The 22,042-nt window shown below is 64.2% G+C and carries 18 protein-coding genes; 9 read left to right on the top strand and 9 right to left on the bottom strand.

Going from position 1 to position 22,042, the window contains the following annotated elements; genetic code table 11:
* Positions 1–143 precede the first annotated feature (143 nt).
* From NLI84_RS08060 to NLI84_RS08050, 3 genes are all read right to left on the bottom strand, one after another.
* Positions 144–1,955, bottom strand: coding sequence for a M61 family metallopeptidase (locus NLI84_RS08060; protein ID WP_255989465.1), 1,812 nt, complete (start codon positions 1,953–1,955; stop codon positions 144–146).
* A 110-nt stretch (positions 1,956–2,065) separates the two neighbouring features.
* Positions 2,066–2,464, bottom strand: a complete 399-nt coding sequence (locus NLI84_RS08055; protein WP_255989463.1) for an RNA-binding S4 domain-containing protein — start codon at positions 2,462–2,464, stop codon at positions 2,066–2,068.
* A complete protein-coding gene (locus NLI84_RS08050; protein WP_255989462.1) occupies positions 2,461–3,111 on the bottom strand; it encodes a TetR/AcrR family transcriptional regulator in 651 nt (216 codons plus the stop codon). Before NLI84_RS08050 ends, NLI84_RS08055 begins: the two co-directional genes overlap by 4 nt.
* 89 nt (positions 3,112–3,200) lie before the next feature.
* Here NLI84_RS08050 and NLI84_RS08045 point away from each other — a divergent pair, with 89 nt between their 5' ends.
* Complete coding sequence (locus tag NLI84_RS08045) at positions 3,201–3,662, top strand: DUF2269 family protein (RefSeq protein WP_255989461.1); 462 nt, start codon at positions 3,201–3,203, stop codon at positions 3,660–3,662.
* Between the two features lie 67 nt (positions 3,663–3,729).
* On the opposite strand, the gene NLI84_RS08040 is transcribed toward NLI84_RS08045, so the two are convergent.
* Both NLI84_RS08040 and typA read right to left on the bottom strand, forming a co-directional pair.
* Positions 3,730–5,445, bottom strand: a complete 1,716-nt coding sequence (locus NLI84_RS08040; protein ID WP_255989460.1) for a polysaccharide lyase — start codon at positions 5,443–5,445, stop codon at positions 3,730–3,732.
* Between the two features lie 206 nt (positions 5,446–5,651).
* Positions 5,652–7,466, bottom strand: a complete 1,815-nt coding sequence (gene typA, locus NLI84_RS08035) for a translational GTPase TypA (RefSeq protein ID WP_255989459.1) — start codon at positions 7,464–7,466, stop codon at positions 5,652–5,654.
* Between the two features lie 180 nt (positions 7,467–7,646).
* On the opposite strand from typA, the gene putA reads away from it, so the two are divergent.
* From putA to queF, 7 genes are all read left to right on the top strand, one after another.
* Entirely contained in the window at positions 7,647–11,153 is a 3,507-nt protein-coding gene (gene putA, locus NLI84_RS08030; protein ID WP_255989458.1) for a bifunctional proline dehydrogenase/L-glutamate gamma-semialdehyde dehydrogenase PutA, read from the top strand.
* Between the two features lie 305 nt (positions 11,154–11,458).
* Positions 11,459–12,388, top strand: coding sequence for a branched-chain amino acid ABC transporter permease (locus tag NLI84_RS08025; RefSeq protein WP_255989457.1), 930 nt, complete (start codon positions 11,459–11,461; stop codon positions 12,386–12,388).
* Between the two features lie 50 nt (positions 12,389–12,438).
* Positions 12,439–13,536, top strand: a complete 1,098-nt coding sequence (locus NLI84_RS08020) for an ABC transporter permease subunit (protein ID WP_255989456.1) — start codon at positions 12,439–12,441, stop codon at positions 13,534–13,536.
* Positions 13,533–14,300 (top strand): ABC transporter ATP-binding protein, encoded by a 768-nt coding sequence (locus NLI84_RS08015; RefSeq protein ID WP_255989455.1) that lies wholly within the window; start codon positions 13,533–13,535, stop codon positions 14,298–14,300. Before NLI84_RS08020 ends, NLI84_RS08015 begins: the two co-directional genes overlap by 4 nt.
* Entirely contained in the window at positions 14,297–15,013 is a 717-nt protein-coding gene (locus NLI84_RS08010; RefSeq protein WP_255989454.1) for an ABC transporter ATP-binding protein, read from the top strand. Before NLI84_RS08015 ends, NLI84_RS08010 begins: the two co-directional genes overlap by 4 nt.
* 79 nt (positions 15,014–15,092) lie before the next feature.
* Positions 15,093–15,848 carry a YdcF family protein gene (locus NLI84_RS08005; protein WP_255989453.1) on the top strand — a complete coding sequence of 252 codons (756 nt, stop codon included), beginning with the start codon at positions 15,093–15,095 and terminating at the stop codon, positions 15,846–15,848.
* Between the two features lie 82 nt (positions 15,849–15,930).
* Positions 15,931–16,758, top strand: a complete 828-nt coding sequence (gene queF / locus NLI84_RS08000; RefSeq protein WP_255989451.1) for an NADPH-dependent 7-cyano-7-deazaguanine reductase QueF — start codon at positions 15,931–15,933, stop codon at positions 16,756–16,758.
* Positions 16,759–16,908: 150 nt separating this feature from the next.
* Here queF and apbC read toward each other — a convergent pair whose 3' ends face one another.
* The 4 genes from apbC to NLI84_RS07980 form a co-directional block, all read right to left on the bottom strand.
* Positions 16,909–17,997, bottom strand: coding sequence for an iron-sulfur cluster carrier protein ApbC (gene apbC / locus NLI84_RS07995; protein ID WP_255989450.1), 1,089 nt, complete (start codon positions 17,995–17,997; stop codon positions 16,909–16,911).
* A gap of 135 nt (positions 17,998–18,132) precedes the next feature.
* Complete coding sequence (locus tag NLI84_RS07990) at positions 18,133–18,420, bottom strand: PsiF family protein (protein ID WP_255989445.1); 288 nt, start codon at positions 18,418–18,420, stop codon at positions 18,133–18,135.
* Positions 18,421–18,529: 109 nt separating this feature from the next.
* Positions 18,530–18,799 carry a translation initiation factor IF-1 gene (gene infA, locus NLI84_RS07985; RefSeq protein WP_255989444.1) on the bottom strand — a complete coding sequence of 90 codons (270 nt, stop codon included), beginning with the start codon at positions 18,797–18,799 and terminating at the stop codon, positions 18,530–18,532.
* Positions 18,800–19,012: 213 nt separating this feature from the next.
* Positions 19,013–21,247, bottom strand: a complete 2,235-nt coding sequence (locus NLI84_RS07980) for a patatin-like phospholipase family protein (RefSeq protein ID WP_255989442.1) — start codon at positions 21,245–21,247, stop codon at positions 19,013–19,015.
* A 117-nt stretch (positions 21,248–21,364) separates the two neighbouring features.
* Here NLI84_RS07980 and NLI84_RS07975 point away from each other — a divergent pair, with 117 nt between their 5' ends.
* Positions 21,365–22,042 (top strand): glycerophosphodiester phosphodiesterase, encoded by a 678-nt coding sequence (locus NLI84_RS07975; RefSeq protein ID WP_255989441.1) that lies wholly within the window; start codon positions 21,365–21,367, stop codon positions 22,040–22,042.

Here is a 22,042-nt window from a genome sequence, read left to right as displayed (position 1 = left end):
TCGCTCCGATCAACGCCGGATTGCTCGATCCATGTAATCTAGACAATCACGTATGCACGGTCCAGCATGGATTCCGCGGAGTCAGATTTACCGTACATCAGATGGCAATGCGCCCCTTGCAGCACATAGACCCCCTCGATGCCTTACGACGGCTCCAACCAGCGCTGCCGCTGTGTTTTCGCCGAAGTAGTGGTCGCAGCAGCCGGCCGCAGCCCCCATGTATCGGCGACGGACGGATGGATTTTCAAGTTGCGGGAAAACAACTCATCGCGACGAAAAGCATGTACGGTGACCACGCTGCCTGCCGGCCACGCCGCCAGCACGGTATCCAGATTGCCGCTGGAGAGCCGTAGCCCATCGAGCGCGACGAGCACGTCCCCTGCGGCAAAGCCTGCCGCCTGCACTGCGCCACCGTCGAACACATGAGTGAGCTTCACGCCGCCCGCCTCTGGCGCCACGCGCGCGCCGAGTGCGTTGCCCGGCGCCGTCACGTCCTTCCAGCCACCCTTGTCGCCGCCACCCGCAATCGGCCGCAGCTGGCTCTCGATGCCAAAGGCCGACAACAACTCGGCCAGCGGCAGATCGTCGGTCGAGCGCAGTGCGCGATCGAAAAAGGTGGTCAGATCAAAACCGGCCACCTCGCTGGCGATACGCTCCCACGCCATCTCGGGCACACCCGCGCCGTGCGGATAGAAATCGCGGCCATAGCGCTGCCACAGCGCGCGCATCACGTCGTCGAGGCTACGCGCGCCCTCGCTGCGCTGCCGTATCGTCAGATCGAGGCACAGCGCGGCGAGCGCGCCCTTGGTGTAGTAGCTGACGATGGCGTTGGGGCTGTTCTCGTCCTGCCGGTAGTACTTCACCCAGGCATCGAGGCTGGCCTCTTCCAGGTTCTGCTTCAGCCGCCCAGCGCCACGCTGCACCTGGCTCATGGTCTGCGCCAAGAGGTCGAGGTATTCCTGTTGCGAGATCAGCCCGGTACGCACCAGCGTGAGGTCGTCGTAATAGGAGGTGATGCCCTCGAACGCCCACAGCAGCCGCGTGTAGTTTTCCTGGGTCAGGTCGTACGGCGCATAGGCAGCGGGCTTGATGCGCTTGACGTTCCAGCTGTGGAAATACTCGTGGCTGCACAGGCCCAGATACTGGCGATAGCCGGCCTTCATGCCAGTCTCGTGCGTCAGCGGCAGGTCGTCGCGGCTGGCGATCAGTGCGGTCGAGGCACGGTGTTCCAGCCCGCCGTAGCCATCGCCGACCACGGCGGTCAGGAACAGATAGCGCTCGAACGGTGCCGGCTCGCCAAACAGGCGGATCTGGTATTCGCAGATCTGCTTCAGGTCGCGCTTGAGCCGCTTCAGATCGGCACGCTGGCGACCGGCGAGCACGAAGTCGTGCGGCACGCCGCAAGCCTTGAAGCTCACGCGGGTGAAGGCACCGAGCTCGACCGGATGATCGATCAGCTCGTCGTAGTTGGTGGCGCGGTAGCCGCCGAAACCCCAGGCCTTGGCATCAAGACGCTCCAGCGTCGTCGCCACTTCCCAGTCACGGTAAGCCTTGCCCGCCGGCGCGACGAGCTCGACGCCGACCGGCTGGTCTTCCTGCCCGGCCACCGCCAGGAACACGCTGGTGCCGTTGAAGAAACCGCGCTGCTCGTCAAGATACGCACCACGCACCGACAGATCGAACGCATAGACGCGGTAGCGCACCGTCACGGCCTTCCGGGTTGCTGCCAGCTGCCAGCGATGCTTGTCGAGCTTGGTCACCGCCAGCGCCTTGCCCCCGGCTTCGGCCGAGATCGCGACGATGTTGCGCGCGAACTCGCGCACCAGATAGCTGCCGGGGATCCACACCGGCAGCCACAGCACCTGCCCCTCCGGATCGGGCTTGGCGATGCTGAGTTCGATATCGAAATAGTGGGCGGCGAGGTCGGCGGGTTGGATGCGATAGTGCAGTTTCATGAAATATCCGCAGTGGGTGCAATTGCAGCGCAATTCATCGTGCGAGTTTTATGGAGCGGTCAAGCAGGCCTTGGCGGATTGTCGCTCAATGCCCACGCTCCCACGCCGCATCAATCGCCAGACTGCCGATCGAAGCGGTTCAGCTCGCGTCGCCATTTCTTGGTGGGCCGGCCCTTCACCTGCGGGTGATCGAACTGCGGCGCCAGCTCGCGCTCCAGTGCCACCACTTCGCGTCGGGCTGCGCTCTCATCCGTTTCACGGTAGAGCAGGCGAGCGAGCTCGGCCGGGCCGCGCCGATCGGACAAGGCCAGCACTTCGATCTCGAACAGGCCGTGCGTGACCTGGATACGCAAGCGGTCACCCTGCTTCACAGTGCGGGCAGGTTTGGCACGATCGCCATTGAGGTGAACGTGGCCGCCATCGATCGCGGCGGTGGCGAGCGAGCGGGTCTTGAAGAAGCGGGCGGCCCATAGCCATTTGTCGAGGCGGACCTTGTTGTCGTCGCTCATGGTTCTCTCGCGGCAGGATGGCCCGATGGTACACCGTCCCGCCCGGCCTCAGGCAGGACGGCTCCACGCTGCCAGCTCCCGGCCAGGTGGGCCAGCATGCGTTCGGTATGCGCCTCCCAGCTGGTGTCGGCCGGCAATTGCAGCTGCTGGTTAATCAGCAGATCGGCAATACCGTGCACGGCGGCCCAGGCCAGCGCCGCATCCGGATCGCCCGCTGTCAGCGGCGCGGGCCGGCCGGTCACCGCGGCCACCGCATCGGCGAGGCATGCCCAGGCCCGCAGCCCTTCCCGCTGCAGCGCAGGATCATCCCGCCGCAAGGTGCCTGAGCTGAACATCAGCTGGTAACGCGCCGGGAGCAGCAGCGCATACCTCACGTAGGCCACGCCTTGGTGCTGCAGCACCTGCGCCGCATCGCTGCCCGCCGGAACCGCCGACAGTGCGTCGGCCAACCCCGCGAACGCACGCGCGGCATAGGCGGTCAAGAGGCCGGCGACATCGCCATAGTGATGGGCCGGCGCCGTATGCGAAACCCCGGCACGGCGCGCGCACTCGCGCAGGCTGAAGCCGGCCAGGCCCTTCTCGGCCAGCAACTCGCCCGCAGCATCAAGCAGTGCGCCAGCCAAGGCGCCGTGGTGATAGCTGGACATGCACGCTCCGGTTCTGGAATCGATGCCATCTTGACACTGCCAAGTTTTATCGTAAACTTGACACCGTCAAGATCAAATTGGAGTCCACCATGCATTTCGTGAAAACCCTGCATCTCTTCGGAGTCTGTCTGTTTCTCGGCAACGTGATCGTCAGCGCCCTATGGAAGGTGATGGCCGATCGCAGCGGCAACGTCGCGGTGATCCGCTACGCGACCCGCCTCGTCAACGTCACCGACCTTGCCTTCACCGCCGTCGGCGCCACCCTGCTCGCCATCACCGGTCACCTGATGGCCGCGGACTTCGGCGGCGTGCACGTCTGGCCGTGGATCTGGCAAGCCTATGCACTGTTTGCCGCATCCGGCCTGATCTGGCTCGCCGTGCTGCTACCGATCCAGATCGCCCAGGCGCGGCTGCTGCGCGACCTCGCCTCCGACGCACCGGTGCCACCGCGCTACTGGCCCTTGGCCCGCTGGTGGTCGGCGGCAGGCACCCTGGCGACCGTGCTGCTGCTGCCGGCGTTGTGGTTGATGGTAGATAAGGGCGGGCTCTGAGCGAGACGCAAGCAAACAGCCCCGGCAAACCGGGGCTGCGCCCTACTTCAGGATGCCCTTCGACCGCTCACAGCCAGGGCGCGGCCAGTTCCAGCCACTTCTCGCCGTTGTCGAGCTTGGGCGAGTACACGCCGACGTGCGCTTCGGCCAGGTTGGACGCCAAGGGATCGATATTGGCCGCCACGTAGTAACGCGCCTTGAAGTAGCGGTAGCGGCCATTGTCGATGCGATAAACGTAACTGCCTTCGGCGTAGCTCTTGCCGGCCTCCCATTGCGCATAGCCCGCGAGCGGATTGCTGAAGGACGGCGCGGGCTTTCGCGTATCGACCAGTGCCAGCGGCGAGCCGGTCGAGACACGGACGTTGTCGAAATAGGCGTACTGGTCGCTGGCTGGCGCCCAATCGGTGGTCGAGCCACCGAAGAAGGTATGGAACACAAGCGCGTCGATCCCCACCGCAGCACCTTCGCGCCACTTCATGCCGTTGAGCGCCAGCGTGGGCTCGCCATCGAGCCAGGCCTTGATCCAGCCATTGGCCTGGCCAGCGTCGTTCAGCTGCACTTCCTGGGTGAGCGTGTACCAGCGCCCCGCCTCGAACCGCTTGGCGTAGCTGAAGTAGTCACCGCAGCGTTCCAGCTTGCCGGGGAAATACAGGTACTGGAATGCAAGGCCGTTCTCGCGCCACATGCTGCGCGTGGTAAAGCCATCGAAGGTGCCGTTGTCGATGCAGCCGGTAGGCGTGTCAGCGCCCCCTAGCCCCGGCAGCTTGCCGCCCTTGACCCAGTTGAAGGCGTTGTCGAAGCGCAGCTTGTACTGCAGGAACAGGTGATTCTGTCCGGCGGGCAGCGGCACATCGAACACCGACGCGGAATTGCCGCCGATCTCACCGCCCTTGTAGGTGACGCGCAGCACTTTGTTGGCGCCGTTGTCCGGATCAGCCACCACGCTGAGCCGGCCGGCCGAAACCCCGGACGAGCCGGACGGGCTGGTGCTCCAGTCGGACTGGAACTGGCTAGCGGTATACACACCCACCGCGTGGCCGTCGAAGCGGACATCGAGCAGCGCACTGCCGGGCAATGGGGTCGGCCCGGGCGTCGGCGTGACGATCGGTGCCGGCGTCACCGTCGGCACCGGCGTTGCGGTCGGGGTGACCACGGGAACCGGAGTGGCCGTTGGGGTCGCAGTCGGTGCCAAGGTCGGCGTCGCGGTGGTCGGCGTCACGGTCGGCGTGACGCCGCCAGCGCAGGCCCCGAGCTCCTTCCACACGCCCCACTGACCGCTGAGCGCGGGGTTGTCGCCCTGCGTCCACCATTTGGCTTCGTAGTTGCGACCCGCCTGAGTCACGCGCTGGCCAGTGGTATACGCGATCGTGCTCGCCCAGGCGGGATAGCAGGCTGAAGCCACCCGGGTCGGCGTTACCACAGGCGACGGTGTCGCAGTGGGCTGCGCCGTCGGTGTGCTCACCGGAACCGGCGTCGCGGTCGGCACCGGGGTATGGGTCGGCTTGGGCGTCGGCGTGGCCGGTACCGCCGTGGGTACCGGCGTTGCGCCACAACTGCCCCCGGCTTGCCACAGGGTCGGCGTGGACGCCGGATTCCAGTTGGTGCCGACATAAGCGGTATGCGTGGAGCGCGCGCTGTAGTTGTTGCCGGCGTAGCTGACCACGTCGCCCGCGGTATAGGTATTGCCTTCTGCCCAGTTGCCGCGGCAGGCGGCCTCGGCATTAAAGGCAAGCACAAGCAACGCGCTGCCGGATAGCATGCGCGACAGGGTGATGCGACTCATATTCCATCCTCCGGTGGCCGGCTTAGGCCGGCTCGATCCTGAATGGCCGAAGTGGTATTTAAGTCAAAACCACTCTCAGGCCAGCTTTGTAAGCCGGAGACTGAGACATCGCATCGGCAGCGTCAAGCTCGGCCCCCATACCCGCTATCTGGATGCAACAAAAAGCCCCTGTCGAAACAGGGGCTTGTGCAGAACAGATGACTCGATCAGCCTTCGGTCTTGGCAGCGCGGCGGCGTTCGTGTTCCTGCAGGTGACGCTTGCGGATGCGGATCGACTGCGGGGTGATTTCCACCAGTTCGTCGTCGTCGATGAACTCCACGGCCGATTCCAGCGACAGCTTGATCGGCGTAGTCAGGCGCACGGCCTCGTCGGTGCCAGAAGCACGCACGTTGGTCAGCTGCTTGCCCTTGATCGGGTTCACCACCAGATCGTTGTCTCGGCTGTGAATGCCGATGATCATGCCTTCGTACAGCTTGTCGCCCGGCGACACGAACATGCGGCCGCGGTCTTCCAGCTTCCACAGCGCGTAGGCGACGGCTTCGCCGTTGTCCTGCGAGATCAGCACGCCATTGTGACGGCCCGGCATGTCCGCCTTGGTCGGTGCGTAGTCGTCGAACACGTGGCTCATCAGGCCGGTGCCACGGGTCATGGTCATGAAGTCGGACTGGAAGCCGATCAGGCCACGCGCCGGAATGTGGTATTCCAGACGGGTACGGCCCTGGCCGTCCGATTCCATATTGGTCAGCTCGCCACGGCGGCGACCGATTTCTTCCATGATGCCGCCCTGGTGTTCGTCTTCCAGGTCAATGGTCAGGTTTTCATACGGTTCGCACTTCTGGCCGTCGATATCCTTGTACACGACGCGCGGCTTGGCCACGGCCATTTCAAAGCCTTCACGACGCATGCTTTCCAGCAGAATCGTCAAATGCAGTTCGCCACGGCCCGATACACGGAAGATATCGGCATCGGCCGTATCCTCGACGCGCAGCGCGACGTTGGTCAGCAATTCCTTGGTCAAGCGATCGCGGATCTGGCGGCTGGTGACGAACTTGCCTTCGGTGCCGGCCAGCGGCGAAGTGTTAACCATGAAGTCCATGTTCAGCGTCGGCTCGTCCACGCCGAGCACCGGCAGACCAACCGGGTTTTCCTTGTCACAGATGGTGACACCGATACCGATATCGTCCAGACCCGAAATGATGATGATGTCGCCGGCTTCGGCGCCATCGACCGGCACGCGATCCAGACCCTGGAAACCCAGCACCTGGTTGATGCGGCCGGTGGCCACCTGGTCGTCGTGGTTCATCACCACCACTTGCTGGCCCGGCTTGATGCGACCGTTGAGCACCTTGCCAACGCCGAGGCGACCGGTATAGGTGGAGTAATCGAGCGCAGCCAGTTGCAGCTGCAGCGGCGCGTCAGCATCGCCCGGAGGGGACGGCACGTGCTTGAGCACGGTTTCGAACAGCGGACGCATGTTGTCCGATGTCTCGTCCAGTTCCAGCTTGGCAAAGCCGTTCAGGCCCGAGGCGTAAATGATGGGGAAGTCGAGTTGTTCGTCGGTGGCGCCGAGGCGATCGAACAGGTCGAAGGTCTGGTCCAGCACCCAGTCCGGACGTGCGCCCGGACGATCCACCTTGTTGATCACGACGATGGGGCGCAGACCCAGCGCCAGCGCCTTCTTGGTGACGAAGCGCGTCTGCGGCATCGGGCCTTCCACTGCGTCGACCAGCAGCAGCACGCCGTCGACCATGCCCAGCACGCGCTCGACTTCGCCGCCGAAGTCAGCGTGGCCCGGGGTGTCGACGATATTGATATGGGTGCCTTCGTAATCGATGGCGGTGTTCTTGGCCAGAATCGTGATGCCGCGCTCTTTTTCGAGGTCGTTGCTGTCCATCACGCGCTCGTCAACCTGCTGGTTGTCGCGGAAGGTGCCGGATTGACGCAGCAATTGGTCAACGAGGGTGGTCTTGCCATGATCGACGTGGGCGATGATGGCGATATTGCGTAGGGCGCGGGACATGGATGCGGGCCGGGATGGAGACGAAACCGGCGATTATAGCACGTTGGCAAGACAAGCAGCACCGTGCAGCGGGTAGGCTCGCCTTGCCCGCTTTTGCGGTAATACCACACCCTGGACACGGCAATTCGCGCGCGCGAGAACCGCCTTCTAAGTTGAAAGCTGATTCCCGATTGCGCCACCATGACCCTTTCAGCCTTCGACCCATCCGATACGCAAGACCTCGCCGAGATCCATGCCACGCGCTTCATCGGCGAGGCGGGCGCGGTGCGCGCCTTGCTGCCGCTGGCCAGACTCACGCCAGAGGAGCAGACCTACGTCGAAGGTCAGGGTGAGTTCCTGCTCGATACACTGCGTGATGGCCGGCGCGAAGGCGGCGGGGCCGATGCGCTGTTCACGGCCTTTCCGCTGGCCAGTCCCTCCGGATTGGCACTGTTGACGCTGGCCGAGGCGCTGCTGCGCATCCCCGACATCGCCACCGCCGATGCACTGATACGCGATCAACTGCACGCGGCCGACTGGCTGGATGGCGAAGCGAGTCCATCGTTCTTCATCAACCTTGCAAGGCGCGGTCTCGATACCGCCGAACACTGGAGCGAGACCCGCAATGGCCGAGGCATCGTCCGTTTTGCGTTGCGCCAGGCGATGCGCAAGCTGGGGATGCACTTCGTCATCGGCGAGACCATGGAGTCCGCACTCGCCAACCGCGTCGACGGCTTTTGTCACTCCTTCGACATGCTGGGCGAGGCCGCCCTCGCGGCGGAGGATGCCGAACGCTACGCCGAGGCCTATGCCCACGCCATCAACGCACTGTCCGTGCAAGGGGCTCGCAATGGTGCGCTCAGCGCCAACGCGCTCTCGGTCAAGCTTTCCGCGCTGCACCCACGTTTCGAGCATAGGCAGCATGCCAGGATAAAGACCGAGCTCTACCCTCGCCTGCTGGCGCTGGCGAGAATGGCGCGCGATGCCAACCTGGCGCTGACGATCGATGCCGAAGAGGTGGACCGGCTGCCGCTGACCCTCACCTTGTTCGGTCGTCTGCTACAGGAACCCGACCTTGCCGGCTGGGATGGGCTGGGCATCGCAGTGCAGGCCTATCAGAAATGCGCGCTCGCGCAAATCGACTGGCTGATCGCTGCCGCGACGCGCGCCGAGCGCAAGATCGCCGTGCGCCTGGTCAAGGGCGCTTACTGGGATGGCGAGATCAAGCGTGCGCAGCTCGAAGCCTGGCCCGATTACCCGGTGTATACCCGCAAGGCACACAGCGATGCGAGCTTTCTCGCCTGCGCCCGCCGCATGCTGCGGGCCGAGGACGTGCTCTACCCGGCCTTTGCCACGCACAATGTGTTCAGCGCCCTGGCGGTGCATGCAATGGCCGGCGGGCGTGAGTTCGAATATCAGTGCCTTTACGGCATGGGCGAGCCGCTCTATCGCCTGCTCAACGGCCACGGCATCAACCGGCCCTGCCGCCTGTACGCCCCGGTCGGCGCCCATGCAGCGCTGCTGCCCTACCTGGTACGGCGGCTGCTGGAAAATGGCGCCAATCAGTCGTTTGTCCACCAGTTGCTCGCCAGCGAGGAATCGACGCCGGCGCTGCGCGATCCGGTCTTGGCCAGCCTGCGCGATCCTTCGGCCGGTCTGCCGCCCCCCGCGGAACGCCCACACGCGCAGCCAGTCGCGCCTGGGATCAACTGGAGTGACAGCCCCAGCCTCACGCGGCTGGCCGCCGCGCTGCAGGCCGAGTCGGCGCCGATGGCGGCGGCCCCCTTGTTGGCGCACCCCGCGCCAGAGGGCAAGGCCATGCGCCACTTGCACAACCCGGCAAGGCTGGACGAAATCGTCGGCAGCGTCGTCGACGCTAACCTTGCCGATGTCGAGCAGGCGCTGCAACAGGCACAAGCCTATGCGCCGTGCTGGGCTGCGACGCCCTTGGGCGAGCGCATCGCGGCACTGCGCCGCGCCGCCGACCTGCTGACGCAGCAGCAAGCGGCGCTGATCGCCTTGCTGGTGCGCGAAGCCGGCAAGACTCTGCCCGCCGCGCTGAACGAAGTGCGCGAAGCCATTGATTTCTGCCGCTATTACGCCGCCCAGGCGCAAGTGAACTGGCCGGCCAGCGCCCCTGCCCCGCTGGGCGTGGTGGCCGCGATCAGCCCGTGGAATTTCCCGCTGGCCATTTTCATGGGCCAGATCGCCGCCGCGCTCGTCACCGGCAATGTGGTGATTGCGAAACCAGCCGAACACACCCCACTGATCGCTCACGCCGCCACCCGACTGCTACACGAGGCCGGAGTGGCACGCAGCGCGCTGCAGCTGCTGCCTGGCGGGCCGGACATCGGTGCCGCACTGGTCAGCGACGCCAGGCTCCAGGGGGTGTTGTTCACCGGCTCGTTGCCCACGGCCCAAGCCATCCATCGTGCGCTGGCGGCCAGCGGCGGCGAGCGGCCACTGGTGGCGGAAACGGGCGGGGTGAACGCGATGGTGATCGACAGCTCCGCCCTGATCGAGCAGGTGGTACAAGACGCCCTGGCCTCCGCTTTCGACTGCTCGGGTCAGCGCTGTTCGGCACTGCGCGTACTGTGCGTCCCGCATGCCATCGCGCCGCGCCTCCTACCCTTGCTGCAGGCGGCCATGGTCGAATTGACCCTGGGGGATCCACTGCAGCTCGCCACCGATATCGGCCCGGTGATCAGTAGCGACGCCGCCCAGCGCATCCAGCACGCGCTTCAGTCCTTTCGCGATCAGCGCTTGCCGGTGTTCAGCAGCGCTCGGCTACCGGAAGCCGGCCATTATGTCGCGCCAACCCTGGTCGAGATCGACCGGCTCGATCGGCTGCCTGGCGAAATATTCGGGCCCGTGCTGGCGGTGTTGCGCTACGACCCAGCCGATCTGGGCAGGCTGCTCGCCGAGCTGGATGGCCTGGGCTACGGACTGACGCTGGGCATTGCCAGCCGCTGCCCCAGTTTCATCGAGACAGTGCGCAATGGCATGCGCGTCGGCAATGTCTTTGTGAACCGCAATCAGATCGGCGCCGTGGTCGGCCACCAGCCTTTCGGCGGCGAGCGCTTGTCGGGCACGGGACCCAAGGCCGGCGGTCCGTGGTTGCTGTGGCGGCTGGTGCGCGATGCCGACCCTTGCCACTCGCTCCCGAGTTCCGGCCATAGACCCGAGCCCGCGCTGCTGGCGCTGACCGCCACGCTGGCACTGCCAGTGCAAGGCCGGCTCGGCGCCGTCATCGAGGCACTGTTCGACCACAGCCCGCTGGCCACGCGCTGCGCGCTGCCGGCTGCGGTGGGTGAAGCCAACACGCTGCGTTATCGCCCGCGCGGACGGGTAGCCTGCCTCGCGGACGACAGCATTGCATTGCTGCCACAGCTTGCCGCCTGTCTCGCCACCGGCAATCAGGCCATACTACCGCGCCAGGTGGTACCCGCTGCCTGGATAGAGCCCTTTGCCGGCCTTATCACCGTGCTGGACGACCCGCTAGTGCAAGCTTGCGATACGGTGTTGTGGGATGGCGCGGGCCATGATCCGTCGCTACGGCTCGCCGCAAGCGAGGGGGCGGTGCGGCAGGCAATCCGGCCACTCCCGGACGGGAGTTACCCGCTATACCGCCTGATGCACGAAGTGGTGACCACGGTGAATACCGCCGCCGCCGGGGGCGACGCCGAACTACTGGGCCGCAAGGCCTGAAATAGCACGCCGCCCACGCAGGCTGCCGCTGGATCGGCCTGGAATTCGGTCTAACCTGTAAGGGAAAGCAGCAGTATCGATGCAAATCCGGCACGCTGTAAGGTTCGCCCGGCAACTGTTACGGTAGTATTCACGCCCAACTGCATACAAGGCCAGCGTGGCCCGCCGTCAGGCGAGCCGCGCCTAACCACGCCGGCCCCGCCACAAGCGGCAAAGCGCAGCACCATCACGGATCGTGAGGTGCCGGTGAAGGAATCGAAATCAAGCCAATGCACATGCGGCGGCACCACACCCAGGGATAGATGGTGGACATCTTTATTCAACAACTGCTGAACGGGCTGATTGTGGGCAGCATCTATGCGCTGATCGCACTCGGTTACACCATGGTGTACGGCATCATGCAGCTGATCAATTTCGCCCACGGCGAAATCGTGATGATCGGCGCGATGGTGACCATCACCTGCATCAATGTATTGCTCGACGCCGGCGTGCAATTACCCGGACCGCTGCTGCTCCTGGCTGGTCTCGCCATGGCGATCCCGGTTTCCATGCTGCTCGGCTTCACCATCGAGCGGGTTGCGTACCGGCCGCTGCGGCGTGCGCCCCGGCTCGCGCCTTTGATCACCGCGATTGGCGTTTCCATCGTGCTGCAGCAGGCGGCCATGCTGATCTGGGGCCGTAACTACCGCCCTTTCCCCAGCATCCTGCCCACGGAAGTGCATGACTTCTTCGGTGCCGCGATCACCGACCTGCAGATCGCCATCATCATCCTGGCCTTCGTGCTGATGGGTGGCCTCTTTTTCCTGATCGAGAAGACCCGCCTCGGCCGCGCCATGCGCGCCACCTCGCAGAACCCGGATGTCGCCGGGCTGATGGGGGTGAACATCAACACGGTGATCTCGATGACCTTCGTCATCGGCTCTGCCCTCGGTGCCGTCGCCGGCGTGATGGTCGCCGCCAACTACGACCAGGCCCATGCCTATATGGGCTTCATGATCGGCCTCAAGGCCTTCACCGCCGCGGTGCTGGGTGGCATCGGCAACCTGTGGGGCGCGGTGATCGGCGGCATCCTGCTCGGCATCATCGAGAGCCTGGGCGCGGGTTACCTGGGCGATCTCACCGGCGGTTTCCTCGGCAGCCACTACAAGGACATCTTCGCCTTCGTCGTACTGATTGCCGTACTGATTTTCCGCCCCAGCGGCCTGATGGGTGAACGCGTCGCCGAACGGGCTTGAAGGCCCTGCGATAGCGAAAACTGGAGCACTGAATTATGAATTTTGCGTTCATGAAAACGCGCCATGGCAAGGCCATCACCTATGCCGTACTCGCGGTCATCCTGGCCTTGCTGCCCTGGATGCTCACGGGTGGCTTCGAGAACGGCAAGTCGTGGGTACGCGCGGTCGATTTCGCGCTGCTTTACATCATGCTTGCGCTCGGCCTCAACATCGTGGTCGGTTATGCTGGCCTATTGGATCTTGGCTACATCGCGTTCTATGCGGTCGGCGCCTATGTCTATGCGCTGCTCAATTCGCCGCACCTCGCCGCAATACTGCCGGCGTGGCTGATAGGCCCCAACTTCATCGTGATGCTGGTCGTCGCCGCGGTGTTCGCCGGTATGTTTGGCGTGATGCTGGGCACGCCGGTACTCAAGCTGCGCGGCGACTACCTCGCCATCGTGACGCTAGGCTTTGGCGAGATCATCCGCATCTTCCTGAACAACCTCGATCGCCCGGTGAACATCACCAATGGGCCGCAGGGCATCAACAACATCGACAAGGTGCATTTTCTTGACATCGATTTCGGCCGACCCATGGAGTGGCTGGGGCTCACTTTCGACATGGTGCACCTCTACTACTACCTGATCCTGGCGTTCTGCATCTTCATCATCTTCGTCACCCTGCGGCTGCAGCATTCGCGCATCGGCCGCGCCTGGGTGGCGCTACGCGAAGACGAGATCGCCGCCAACGCCATGGGCATCAACATCCGCAATGTGAAGTTGCTGGCTTTTGCCATGGGCGCCTCGTTCGGCGGTGTATCGGGGGCATTGTTCGCCAGCTTCCAGGGCTTCGTTTCGCCCGAATCGTTCGTGCTGATGGAATCGATCATGGTGCTGTGCATGGTGGTGCTGGGTGGCATGGGCCATATCCCCGGCGTGATCCTGGGCGCCATCATCGTGTCGATCACGCCAGAAATCCTGCGCGACGTGATCAATCCGCTGCAGGAAGGCATTTTCGGCCGCCGTGTGGTCGATCCGGAAAACCTGCGCATGCTGATCTTTGGCCTGGCGATGATCATCATCATGCTGCTGCGCCCCGAAGGGCTGTGGCCGTCCAAGCGCCGCGCCCGCGAATTCCATGAACACGACGAGGAGGCCCAGGCATGAGCGCGCTTCTCGAAATCCGCGGCATCCACAAGCGTTTCGGCGGCCTGCATGCGCTGAACGATGTCAGCCTCTCGATCAACGCCGGCGAGATCTACGGCCTGATCGGCCCCAATGGCGCCGGCAAGACCACGCTGTTCAACGTGCTGACCGGGCTCTATCAACCGGATGAAGGCGCGTTCACCTTCAACGGGAAGGACTTGTTCCGCAAGAAGCCTTATGTGGTGGTCGAATCGGGCATCGCCCGTACCTTCCAGAACATCCGGCTGTTCGCCAACATGACAGCGCTGGAAAACGTGATGGTCGGCCAACATGTGCGCACCCGCACTGGCGTGATCGGCGCCGTTCTGCGCCACCCCAAGGCCCGCGCCGAGGAAGCCGGCATCAAGGTACGCGCGCAGGAACTGCTCGACTACGTTGGCATCGGCCGCCGTCACGACGAGCTGGCGCGCAACCTCTCCTACGGCGACCAGCGCCGGCTGGAGATCGCCCGCGCGCTTGCCACCAAGCCAACGCTCTTGGCGCTGGACGAGCCCGCCGCCGGCATGAACCCCTCCGAAACCGAGGGCTTGAAGAAGCTGATGGAAAAGGTGCGCGCCGACGGCGTGACCATCCTGCTGATCGAGCATGACGTGAAGCTGATGATGGGCTTGTGCGACCGCATCGCCGTGCTCGATTACGGCAAGAAGATCGCCGAGGGTGTGCCCGAAGCCGTGAAGAACGATCCACGCGTGATCGAAGCGTACCTGGGAGTAGCGCCGCAATGACCGACGCTCTACTGAAAGTCGAAGACCTGAAGGTCGCCTATGGCGGCATCCACGCCGTCAAGGGTATCAATCTGGAAGTCAAGCAGGGCGAGCTCGTCGCGCTGATCGGCGCCAATGGCGCGGGCAAGAGCACTACGCTCAAGACCCTGGTCGGCATGGTCAAGCCTACCGCTGGCAGCATCACGTTCAACGGCGAGAACACCGCCAGGCTCGCACCCTACCACTATGTCGATCGCGGCTTGGTGCTGGTGCCCGAAGGCCGCGGCGTGTTTCCACGGCTGACGGTGGAAGAGAACCTGCAGATGGGCGCGCACACGCGCAATGACAAAGGCGCCATCGCCAGCGACATGGCGCGCGTCTACGATCTGTTCCCGCGCCTGAAGGAGCGTCGGCTGCAGCTGGCTGGCACGCTGTCGGGCGGCGAGCAGCAGATGGTGGCCATCGGCCGCGCCATCATGAGCCGCCCCAAGCTGCTGCTGTTGGACGAGCCGTCGATGGGTCTCGCGCCCATCATCGTGCAGAAGATCTTCGAGATCATCCGCATGATCGCCGCCGAGGGCGTGACCATGCTGCTGGTCGAGCAGAACGCCAAGCTGGCGTTGGAAACCGCCGACCGTGGCTACGTGATGGAAAGCGGCAAGATCACGCTGGCCGACGACGCCAAGGTGTTGCTGGCCAATGAGGCGATCCAGAAGGCGTATCTGGGCGAGTGAGTGCGCCCGAGCTTGACCAGTACCCGCAACGGGCCGCACTCTGCGGCCCGTTGTCCATTCCAGCCCTGAGAGCACGCCCGTGGTCGATCCCGTCGTCGTCATCAAGAACGCCATCGCTGCGCTGATGCTGCCACCAGGCAGCCTGCTGTTGCTGCTGGCCGTCGGCCTGCTGCTCTGGCGCAATCGCCCTCGGCTGGCTCGCGGCCTCGTCACCGTAGCGACACTGCTGCTGTACCTGCTAGCGACGCCAGGCATCGCGTACACGCTGCTGCGGCAATTGGAACCGGAGCCGATCACGCCGGCAGCGCTCGACTCCGTTGCCGCCATCGTCGTGCTCGGCGGCGGCAAGCGGATGCCGGCGCCCGATGCGGGCCTTGGCGAAGCGATGAACAACGCCACGCTGACCCGCGTGCACTATGGCGCCCGACTGGCTCGCAGCAGCGGCAAGCCGCTGTTGGTGACCGGTGGCAAGCCCAAGGGCGGCGTGGCCGAGGCGCAGCTGATGGCCGACGCACTGCGCAGCGACTACGACATCGCGCCGCGCTGGGTGGAAAGTGCATCGCGCAATACCGAGGAAAACGCCGAGTTCAGTGCCCGGCTGTTACCAGCCAGTCAGCGCCGCATCGCCCTCGTCACCCAGGCCTGGCACATGCCGCGCGCCGAGCGCATCTTCACGCAGGCTGACTTCACCGTGATCCCCGCGGCCACTGACTACGCCTCGCAGGAGCAATCAGCCGTGCTGCGCTGGCTGCCCGATGCCGAGGCACTGGCCCGCAGCGACCGCGCGCTGCACGAGCTGCTGGGCGTGCTGTGGTATCGGCTGCGCGGGCGCTGAGCCTCGGTTCAATTGCATCGCTGCGGTATCATGGCGTTTTGCGCGAAGCGGCTCGGTGTCGCTTCGAGGAACAGGAATCCCCATGAGCACCGCGCAGCAATCCCCACTCGGCAAGGCCGTGCAATACCAGGCCGAGTACGACGCCAGCCTGCTGTTTCCGATCCCGCGCCAGGGCAAGCGCGACGAGATCGGCGTGACCGGCACCCTGCCCTTCATGGGGGCCGACATCTGGAACGGCTACGAGCTTTCCTGGCTCAATCCGCGCGGCAAGCCGCAGGTCGCGATTGCCGTGTTCGAGTTTCCGGCCGACAGCACCAACATCGTCGAATCCAAGTCGTTCAAGCTGTATCTCAACAGCTTTAACCAGACCCGGCTCGCCAATGCCGACGCCGTCGCCACACTGCTGCGCGACGACCTGTCACAGGCCGTCGGCGCCCCGGTGCGGGTGCAGCTGATCGAGCCCGATGATTTCACCGGCCAGCGCCTGATGGAGCTCGAAGGCTATTGCATCGACAACCTCGACATCGAGGTCGACCAGTACCAGCCTGCGCCGCAACTGCTACGCTGCGACGACGCCGACGCGCCGGTGAACGAGGTGCTCACCTCCAACCTGCTCAAGTCCAATTGCCTCGTCACCGGCCAGCCGGACTGGGCCAGCATGCAGATCCGCTATCTTGGCCAGCCGATCAACCGCGAATCGCTGCTGCGCTACCTGATCTCGTTCCGCCAGCACAACGAGTTCCATGAGCAATGCGTCGAGCGCATCTTCATGGACCTGATGCGCGCCTGCAAGCCGATGAAGCTGGCCGTCTACGCGCGCTACACCCGGCGCGGCGGCCTCGACATCAACCCCTACCGCAGCAATTTCAGCGGCCCGCCACCGGCCAACCTGCGCGGCGCGCGGCAGTAAACCCGCCGCAAAACGAAAAAGCCCGGACGCGATCCGGGCTTTTTCATGGGGCACTGCATCGGCTACAGCTTGTGCACGAACACCCAGCCGATCAGTCACCGGCGCGCCGATCGTCGCGATGGCACGAAACACCGGCAGCCGGGCCAGTGCTCAGGTATTGCTGATGACGATCTTGGGAAACTTGCTCGAATAGTCCTGTGCCTTGGCGGCGATCCGCGCACCCACCTTCTGCGCGATACCGCGATACAACTGCGCCACTTGGCCGTCCGGCTCGGCGATGACCGAGGGGTGGCCGGCATCGGCATTCAGACGAATCGACAAATCGAGCGGCAATTGGCCCAGCAGCTCGGTGCCGTAGTCGGCACTCATGCGCGCCGCGCCGCCCTCGCCAAAAATGGGCTCGGCGTGGCCGCAATTGCTGCAGATATGCACACTCATGTTCTCGACGATGCCCAGAATGGGCACGCCGACCTTCTCGAACATCTTGAGGCCCTTGCGCGCGTCCAAGAGGGCAATATCCTGCGGCGTAGTAACGATGACCGCCCCCGTGACCGGCACCTTCTGGCTCAATGTGAGCTGAATGTCGCCGGTGCCAGGCGGCAGGTCGACCAGCAGGTAGTCGAGTTCGCCCCAGAGGGTGTCGTTCAAGAGCTGCATCAAGGCCTGCGTGACCATGGGGCCGCGCCACACCATCGGCTGTTCGGGATCGATCAGGAAGCCGATCGACATCGTCTTGATGCCGTGATTCTCGATCGGCTCGATATGCTTGTTGTCGGGCGAGACCGGCTGGCGCCCTTCCACGCCGAGCATGGTCGGCTGCGACGGGCCGTAAATATCGGCGTCCAGCAGACCCACCTTCGCGCCCTCCGCCGCCAGCGCCAACGCGAGGTTGGCAGCCGTGGTCGATTTGCCGACCCCGCCCTTGCCCGAGGCCACGGCAACGATGTTCTTCACACCGGCAAGCAAGGGCAGGCCACGCTGCGCAGAATGCGCGACGATATGGCTGGAGACGTGCACCTCGGCCCCCGACACCCCTGCCACCGCGCGCAAGGCCGCTTCGGCCTCGGCCGCAATGGCGGCGTGGCGGCTGGCAGCCGGATAACCCAGCACGATCTCGGCACGCGCCACGCCGTTCTCGAGCGCCAACCCACGCACGCACTTGGCGGATACATAGTCGATGCCCGTCAACGGGTCGATCAGTCGGGCAAGCGCGGCTTGCAGGTCGGAGAGGTCGGACATGATGGTATTCCAGCAAGAACGAATGGAGGTTGAAGCGACGGTATCGCCCAAGAGATGCGGACAAGGATGCTGCGCTGCAAGCCCGGCTATGAAAAAGCGCGGCCTCAGCCGCGCTTGTCTGGCGCCCGCGAGCGCTTACTTCTTCTTGAGACAGTCGCTCATGAACGCCTTGCGCTCGTCGCCCTTCAGCTTCTTGGCGCCGGCTTCCTTGTTGCAGTAGCCCATCTTGTCCTGCTGCTTGGTCGGCTTGGCGTCGGCCTTGAGGCAAGTGCTCATGAACGCCTTGCGCTCGTCACCCTTCAGGCTCTTGGCGCTGGCTTCCTTGTTGCAGGAGCCCATTTTTTCCTGTTGCGCGGTGGCGGCATGAACCGACTGCGCACACATCAGGCCGGTAGCGAGCAACAATGCGGACATCAGCTTCATCGGGGGCACTCCCATACGTTTAAGGTGCCGTCATCATAACGGCAGCCCCCGCAACAGGCGATGGCCACATGCTGGCGCTGTGGCAAAGAACACGCGTCCCGAATGGGACTCAGCGACGGCCTTGGTAAGACGAGCCGCCGGGTGGGGAGGACGGACGTTCATCTTTGTGACGGAAGCTGACCCGGCCCTTGGTCAGGTCATAGGGCGACATCTCGACCGTCACGCGATCGCCGGCCAGCACGCGGATGCGGTGCTTGCGCATCTTGCCCGACGCGTAGGCGTTGATCTCGATGCCGTTGGTCAGCGCCACACGAAAGCGCGAATCGGGCAGCAGCTCGATCACGACGCCTTCCATTTCAACCATATCTTCTTTTGCCATGACACATCTCCGGTGTTGGGCAGTCCGGATGCAATGCCACGGCCTGAGGGGCCTGTGACAGGACGACTCGGGAGGTAGGATGACAACCGCGCTTGGCGGGTACACCATCAAGGCACGCCCCAACGCTCGGTAGCACGGGGGATCGGAGGACTGCATTGGGATAGACCTCTACTATACAGGTCATCCCCCTTTCTCGCAGCGAAATCTGCACCCTCAGAACGGATTGCCCAGCGTCACGTAGTAGCGCGTCTTCTCATTGTCACCATAGGCCACGGCCAGATAGAGCGGACCGAGGTAGGTATCGATGCCGAGATAGCCAACCATGGAGGAATGCCAGCCATCGTCGAGAAAATCGTCGAACACCCGTCCGACTTCGAGCGCCGCACCCAGGTAGGTACCCTTGCCCGATTCAGAAAAAATCGGCACCGGCCGGTATAAAGCCAGTCGGCCATAGAAAAACTCGTCGCCTTGCAGCTCCTGGTATCCATAGCTCGACAGATTGAGAAAGCCGCCCATCCAGCGCACGTCCGACAACGGCGGATCCCCACCGCGCGCGAGCTGGCTGCGCATCGCGACATGGCCACTGTTGCCCCCCCAGCCAAAGCCGTGGGTCAGATCCAGCCCGTAGCGACCGTAGCGCTCGAAGTCCTTCGGAAATTGCGACTCTTCGACACGGCCGTCGAACGCTTCATAGCCGTACAGGTGGACCAGGGTGCCCAGGCTCGGGAAGTTGAGGTTGTCGAGCTGGTCATAGTAAAGATTGAAACGTACGCCCCAGTCCCACTGCTTCACGCTGCGCGGCAATAGATCCACGGCGATGCCACCGACGTCGACGGTCGGGCTACCCACTTCCAGAATGCCGCGATAGCGACTGATCGAAGGGCCGACGCGAACTTCACCGTAGCGCGCCCATGAGGAGCCGAAGTCCAGCCCCGCGCGCGAGCCCTCCAGCTTGTACTCGGCAAACTGTCGGCCATCGAACCACAGCTTGAGCGGGCTCGATTCGGCAAGCACATAGGGCGCGACAAAGGCATAGCCGTCGATCTGCAGCGGCTGATAGAACTCGCCGGCAATGACCGAGCGATCGCCGATGCTGACCAAGCCATCGAACTCGCCACCCAGGCTGTTCATCCAGGTGCGGCGGTAGCGCGCCGTCAGCGCGTAGGGGTTGGAGCGATCGAAGTCGGTACCCAGTGCCAAACCGAAGTTCAGATAATTGGGCCCCCAGTCCTTCTCGACCGGGGTGATCGTCATGCGCTGGCCCGAACCATGATCGAGCAGTTCATAGTCGAGCTGGGTGAAATCACCGCGTGCGTAAACCTGCTGCAATCGCTGATTGAAATCGTCCTGGTCCAGCGGCGCGCCAGTCTTCACCGCGAGTGCGCCGCGCATCACCTCCGGGTTCACCTTCTTGAGCTCGGCCACCTGCACCTCGAGGATGGGCTTGGGCTGCAGGCGCCTAGCGGTGCGCGCGGTCTGCCATTCCTGGTAGCGCTCGGCGGGCAAGGCATAGCGTTGCAACTGCGACAGCGCCTTGTGCGCGGCCTTCTCGCCCAGTGCCATCAGCTCCTTGTTCTTGTCGAACGACGAACTCGACAGATCGGTCAGCTCGGGCGTGATCAATACATCCAGCGACGTAAGGCTGCCCAGTTGTGGCCGCTGGTTCTGCAGGATCATCAAGCGCGTGTACTGGTCGGCCACGCCAAAAATATCGCCCAGTGCCTCGCGCTTGAGCGGTGGAGAGGCAACATCGATCGCGATCACCACGTCGGCGCACAGCTCGCGTGCCACATCCACGCCCAGGTTGCGGGTCAGGCCACCATCGGCCAAAAGCTTTCCATCGCGCGTCACCGGCGGGAACACGCTCGGTACCGCCATGCTGGCCAACATGGCCGAGACGATATCGCCGTCCTTCATCACCACCATCTCGCCCTGCTCCAGATCGGTGGCGATTGCGCGGAACGGGATGGACAACTGATCGAAATCGGCCGCGGTGCCGCCGTAAGTCATGTGGCGCAGGAACAGCTCGACCTTCTGGGTATTGATCGCGGACTTGGGGAAGGAGATCTTGCCGTCGTCGGACACCCCGATATCGACCGGCAGCAACGCCAGCTGGTCCACCTGCTTCTGGCGGAAGGAGTTGAGCTGGCGCGGCAGGCGCGAACTCAAGAGGTCATCCCAGTTCGCCTGCTGCACCTGTTCGGCCAGCTCTTCCGGGCTGCGGCCCGAGGCGTAGCTGCCTGCCACCAAGGCGCCCATGCTGGTACCGACGATGCAATCGATCGGCACGCGCGCTTCTTCCAGCACCTTGAGCACGCCCACATGCGCCAACCCACGCGCGCCGCCGCCACCGAGCACCAACCCGATCCGGGGCCGCCCTTGCTGGGCCGCTTGCGTCAAGCCCGAGCAGGCCAGCATGCAGGCCAGGATCGCAATACCTTGTTTCACTCGCTTCTCCCTGAGCGATGTGGCTGAGTCTAGAATGGGTCTGTTGGGCAGTCCCGCGGGATTCGTCCACCAGTTGTCAGCAGCCATTTATTTTCAGGATGGAGTGTAGCCGATTCCATGCAACTGATAGCCCACCGCGGGCTTGCCCGCAGCGCGCCGGAAAATTCGCTGGCCGCCTTCGCCGATGCCCTGTCCTGCGGCTTCCACGGCATAGAGACCGATGTCCGGCTCAGCGCCGACGGCGAAGCGGTGCTGTTTCATAGCCGTACCGTCGGCGCCGGCATACCGGTTGCCGCGCTCAGCCGGGCCGAACTCTCCCACCTTGCCGGCTACCTGGTACCGACGTTGACCGAAGCGCTCGATGCCTTTCCCGATGCGTTCTGGAACATCGAGATCAAGACCCCCGCCGCCGCGCCCGTGATCCAGGCTGAGCTCGGCGCGCGTAGCGCGCGTCAGCGCCCGCTGCTGACTTCGTTGCGCCATGAGGTGATCGTCGCTGCCGCACAGGCGACGCAGCCGCTGGATTACGGCTTTATCGTCTGGCATCGGCCGGTGGCGCTCAACAGCCTGCTGTATGCCGCCATGCCGTATTCGCATCTGCGTACCCTCGTCTGGTTCTATGAATCGCTCGATCTCGCGCTGCTGCAACAGGCCAACGCCCTGGGCTTTCGCAACTATGTATTCGGTGCCCAGACGGACCATGAGCACCGCTTGTGCGAGGAATTCGCATTGCACGGGCTGATCACCGATCACCCGGAATACGTCGGTCTGACCGTCGCGCCGCCGCTGCAATGA

Source organism: Chitinolyticbacter albus, from assembly GCF_024437655.1.
GTDB classification, from domain to species: Bacteria; Pseudomonadota; Gammaproteobacteria; order Burkholderiales; family Chitinibacteraceae; genus Chitinolyticbacter; species Chitinolyticbacter albus.
Note: the sequence above shows the minus strand (reverse complement) of the source record. Positions and strands in the feature narration are given on the sequence as shown.

What these genes read in the sequence shown, in the direction of transcription:
- NLI84_RS08060 (WP_255989465.1), bottom strand. Translation starts at nt 1,955, where the DNA reads ATGAAACTGCACTATCGCATCCAACCCGCCGACCTCGCCGCCCACTAT.
- NLI84_RS08055 (WP_255989463.1), bottom strand. Translation starts at nt 2,464, where the DNA reads ATGAGCGACGACAACAAGGTCCGCCTCGACAAATGGCTATGGGCCGCC.
- NLI84_RS08050 (WP_255989462.1), bottom strand. Translation starts at nt 3,111, where the DNA reads ATGTCCAGCTATCACCACGGCGCCTTGGCTGGCGCACTGCTTGATGCT.
- NLI84_RS08045 (WP_255989461.1), top strand. Translation starts at nt 3,201, where the DNA reads ATGCATTTCGTGAAAACCCTGCATCTCTTCGGAGTCTGTCTGTTTCTC.
- NLI84_RS08040 (WP_255989460.1), bottom strand. Translation starts at nt 5,445, where the DNA reads ATGAGTCGCATCACCCTGTCGCGCATGCTATCCGGCAGCGCGTTGCTT.
- typA (WP_255989459.1), bottom strand. Translation starts at nt 7,466, where the DNA reads ATGTCCCGCGCCCTACGCAATATCGCCATCATCGCCCACGTCGATCAT.
- putA (WP_255989458.1), top strand. Translation starts at nt 7,647, where the DNA reads ATGACCCTTTCAGCCTTCGACCCATCCGATACGCAAGACCTCGCCGAG.
- NLI84_RS08020 (WP_255989456.1), top strand. Translation starts at nt 12,439, where the DNA reads ATGAAAACGCGCCATGGCAAGGCCATCACCTATGCCGTACTCGCGGTC.
- NLI84_RS08015 (WP_255989455.1), top strand. Translation starts at nt 13,533, where the DNA reads ATGAGCGCGCTTCTCGAAATCCGCGGCATCCACAAGCGTTTCGGCGGC.
- NLI84_RS08010 (WP_255989454.1), top strand. Translation starts at nt 14,297, where the DNA reads ATGACCGACGCTCTACTGAAAGTCGAAGACCTGAAGGTCGCCTATGGC.
- queF (WP_255989451.1), top strand. Translation starts at nt 15,931, where the DNA reads ATGAGCACCGCGCAGCAATCCCCACTCGGCAAGGCCGTGCAATACCAG.
- apbC (WP_255989450.1), bottom strand. Translation starts at nt 17,997, where the DNA reads ATGTCCGACCTCTCCGACCTGCAAGCCGCGCTTGCCCGACTGATCGAC.
- NLI84_RS07990 (WP_255989445.1), bottom strand. Translation starts at nt 18,420, where the DNA reads ATGAAGCTGATGTCCGCATTGTTGCTCGCTACCGGCCTGATGTGTGCG.
- infA (WP_255989444.1), bottom strand. Translation starts at nt 18,799, where the DNA reads ATGGCAAAAGAAGATATGGTTGAAATGGAAGGCGTCGTGATCGAGCTG.
- NLI84_RS07975 (WP_255989441.1), top strand. Translation starts at nt 21,365, where the DNA reads ATGCAACTGATAGCCCACCGCGGGCTTGCCCGCAGCGCGCCGGAAAAT.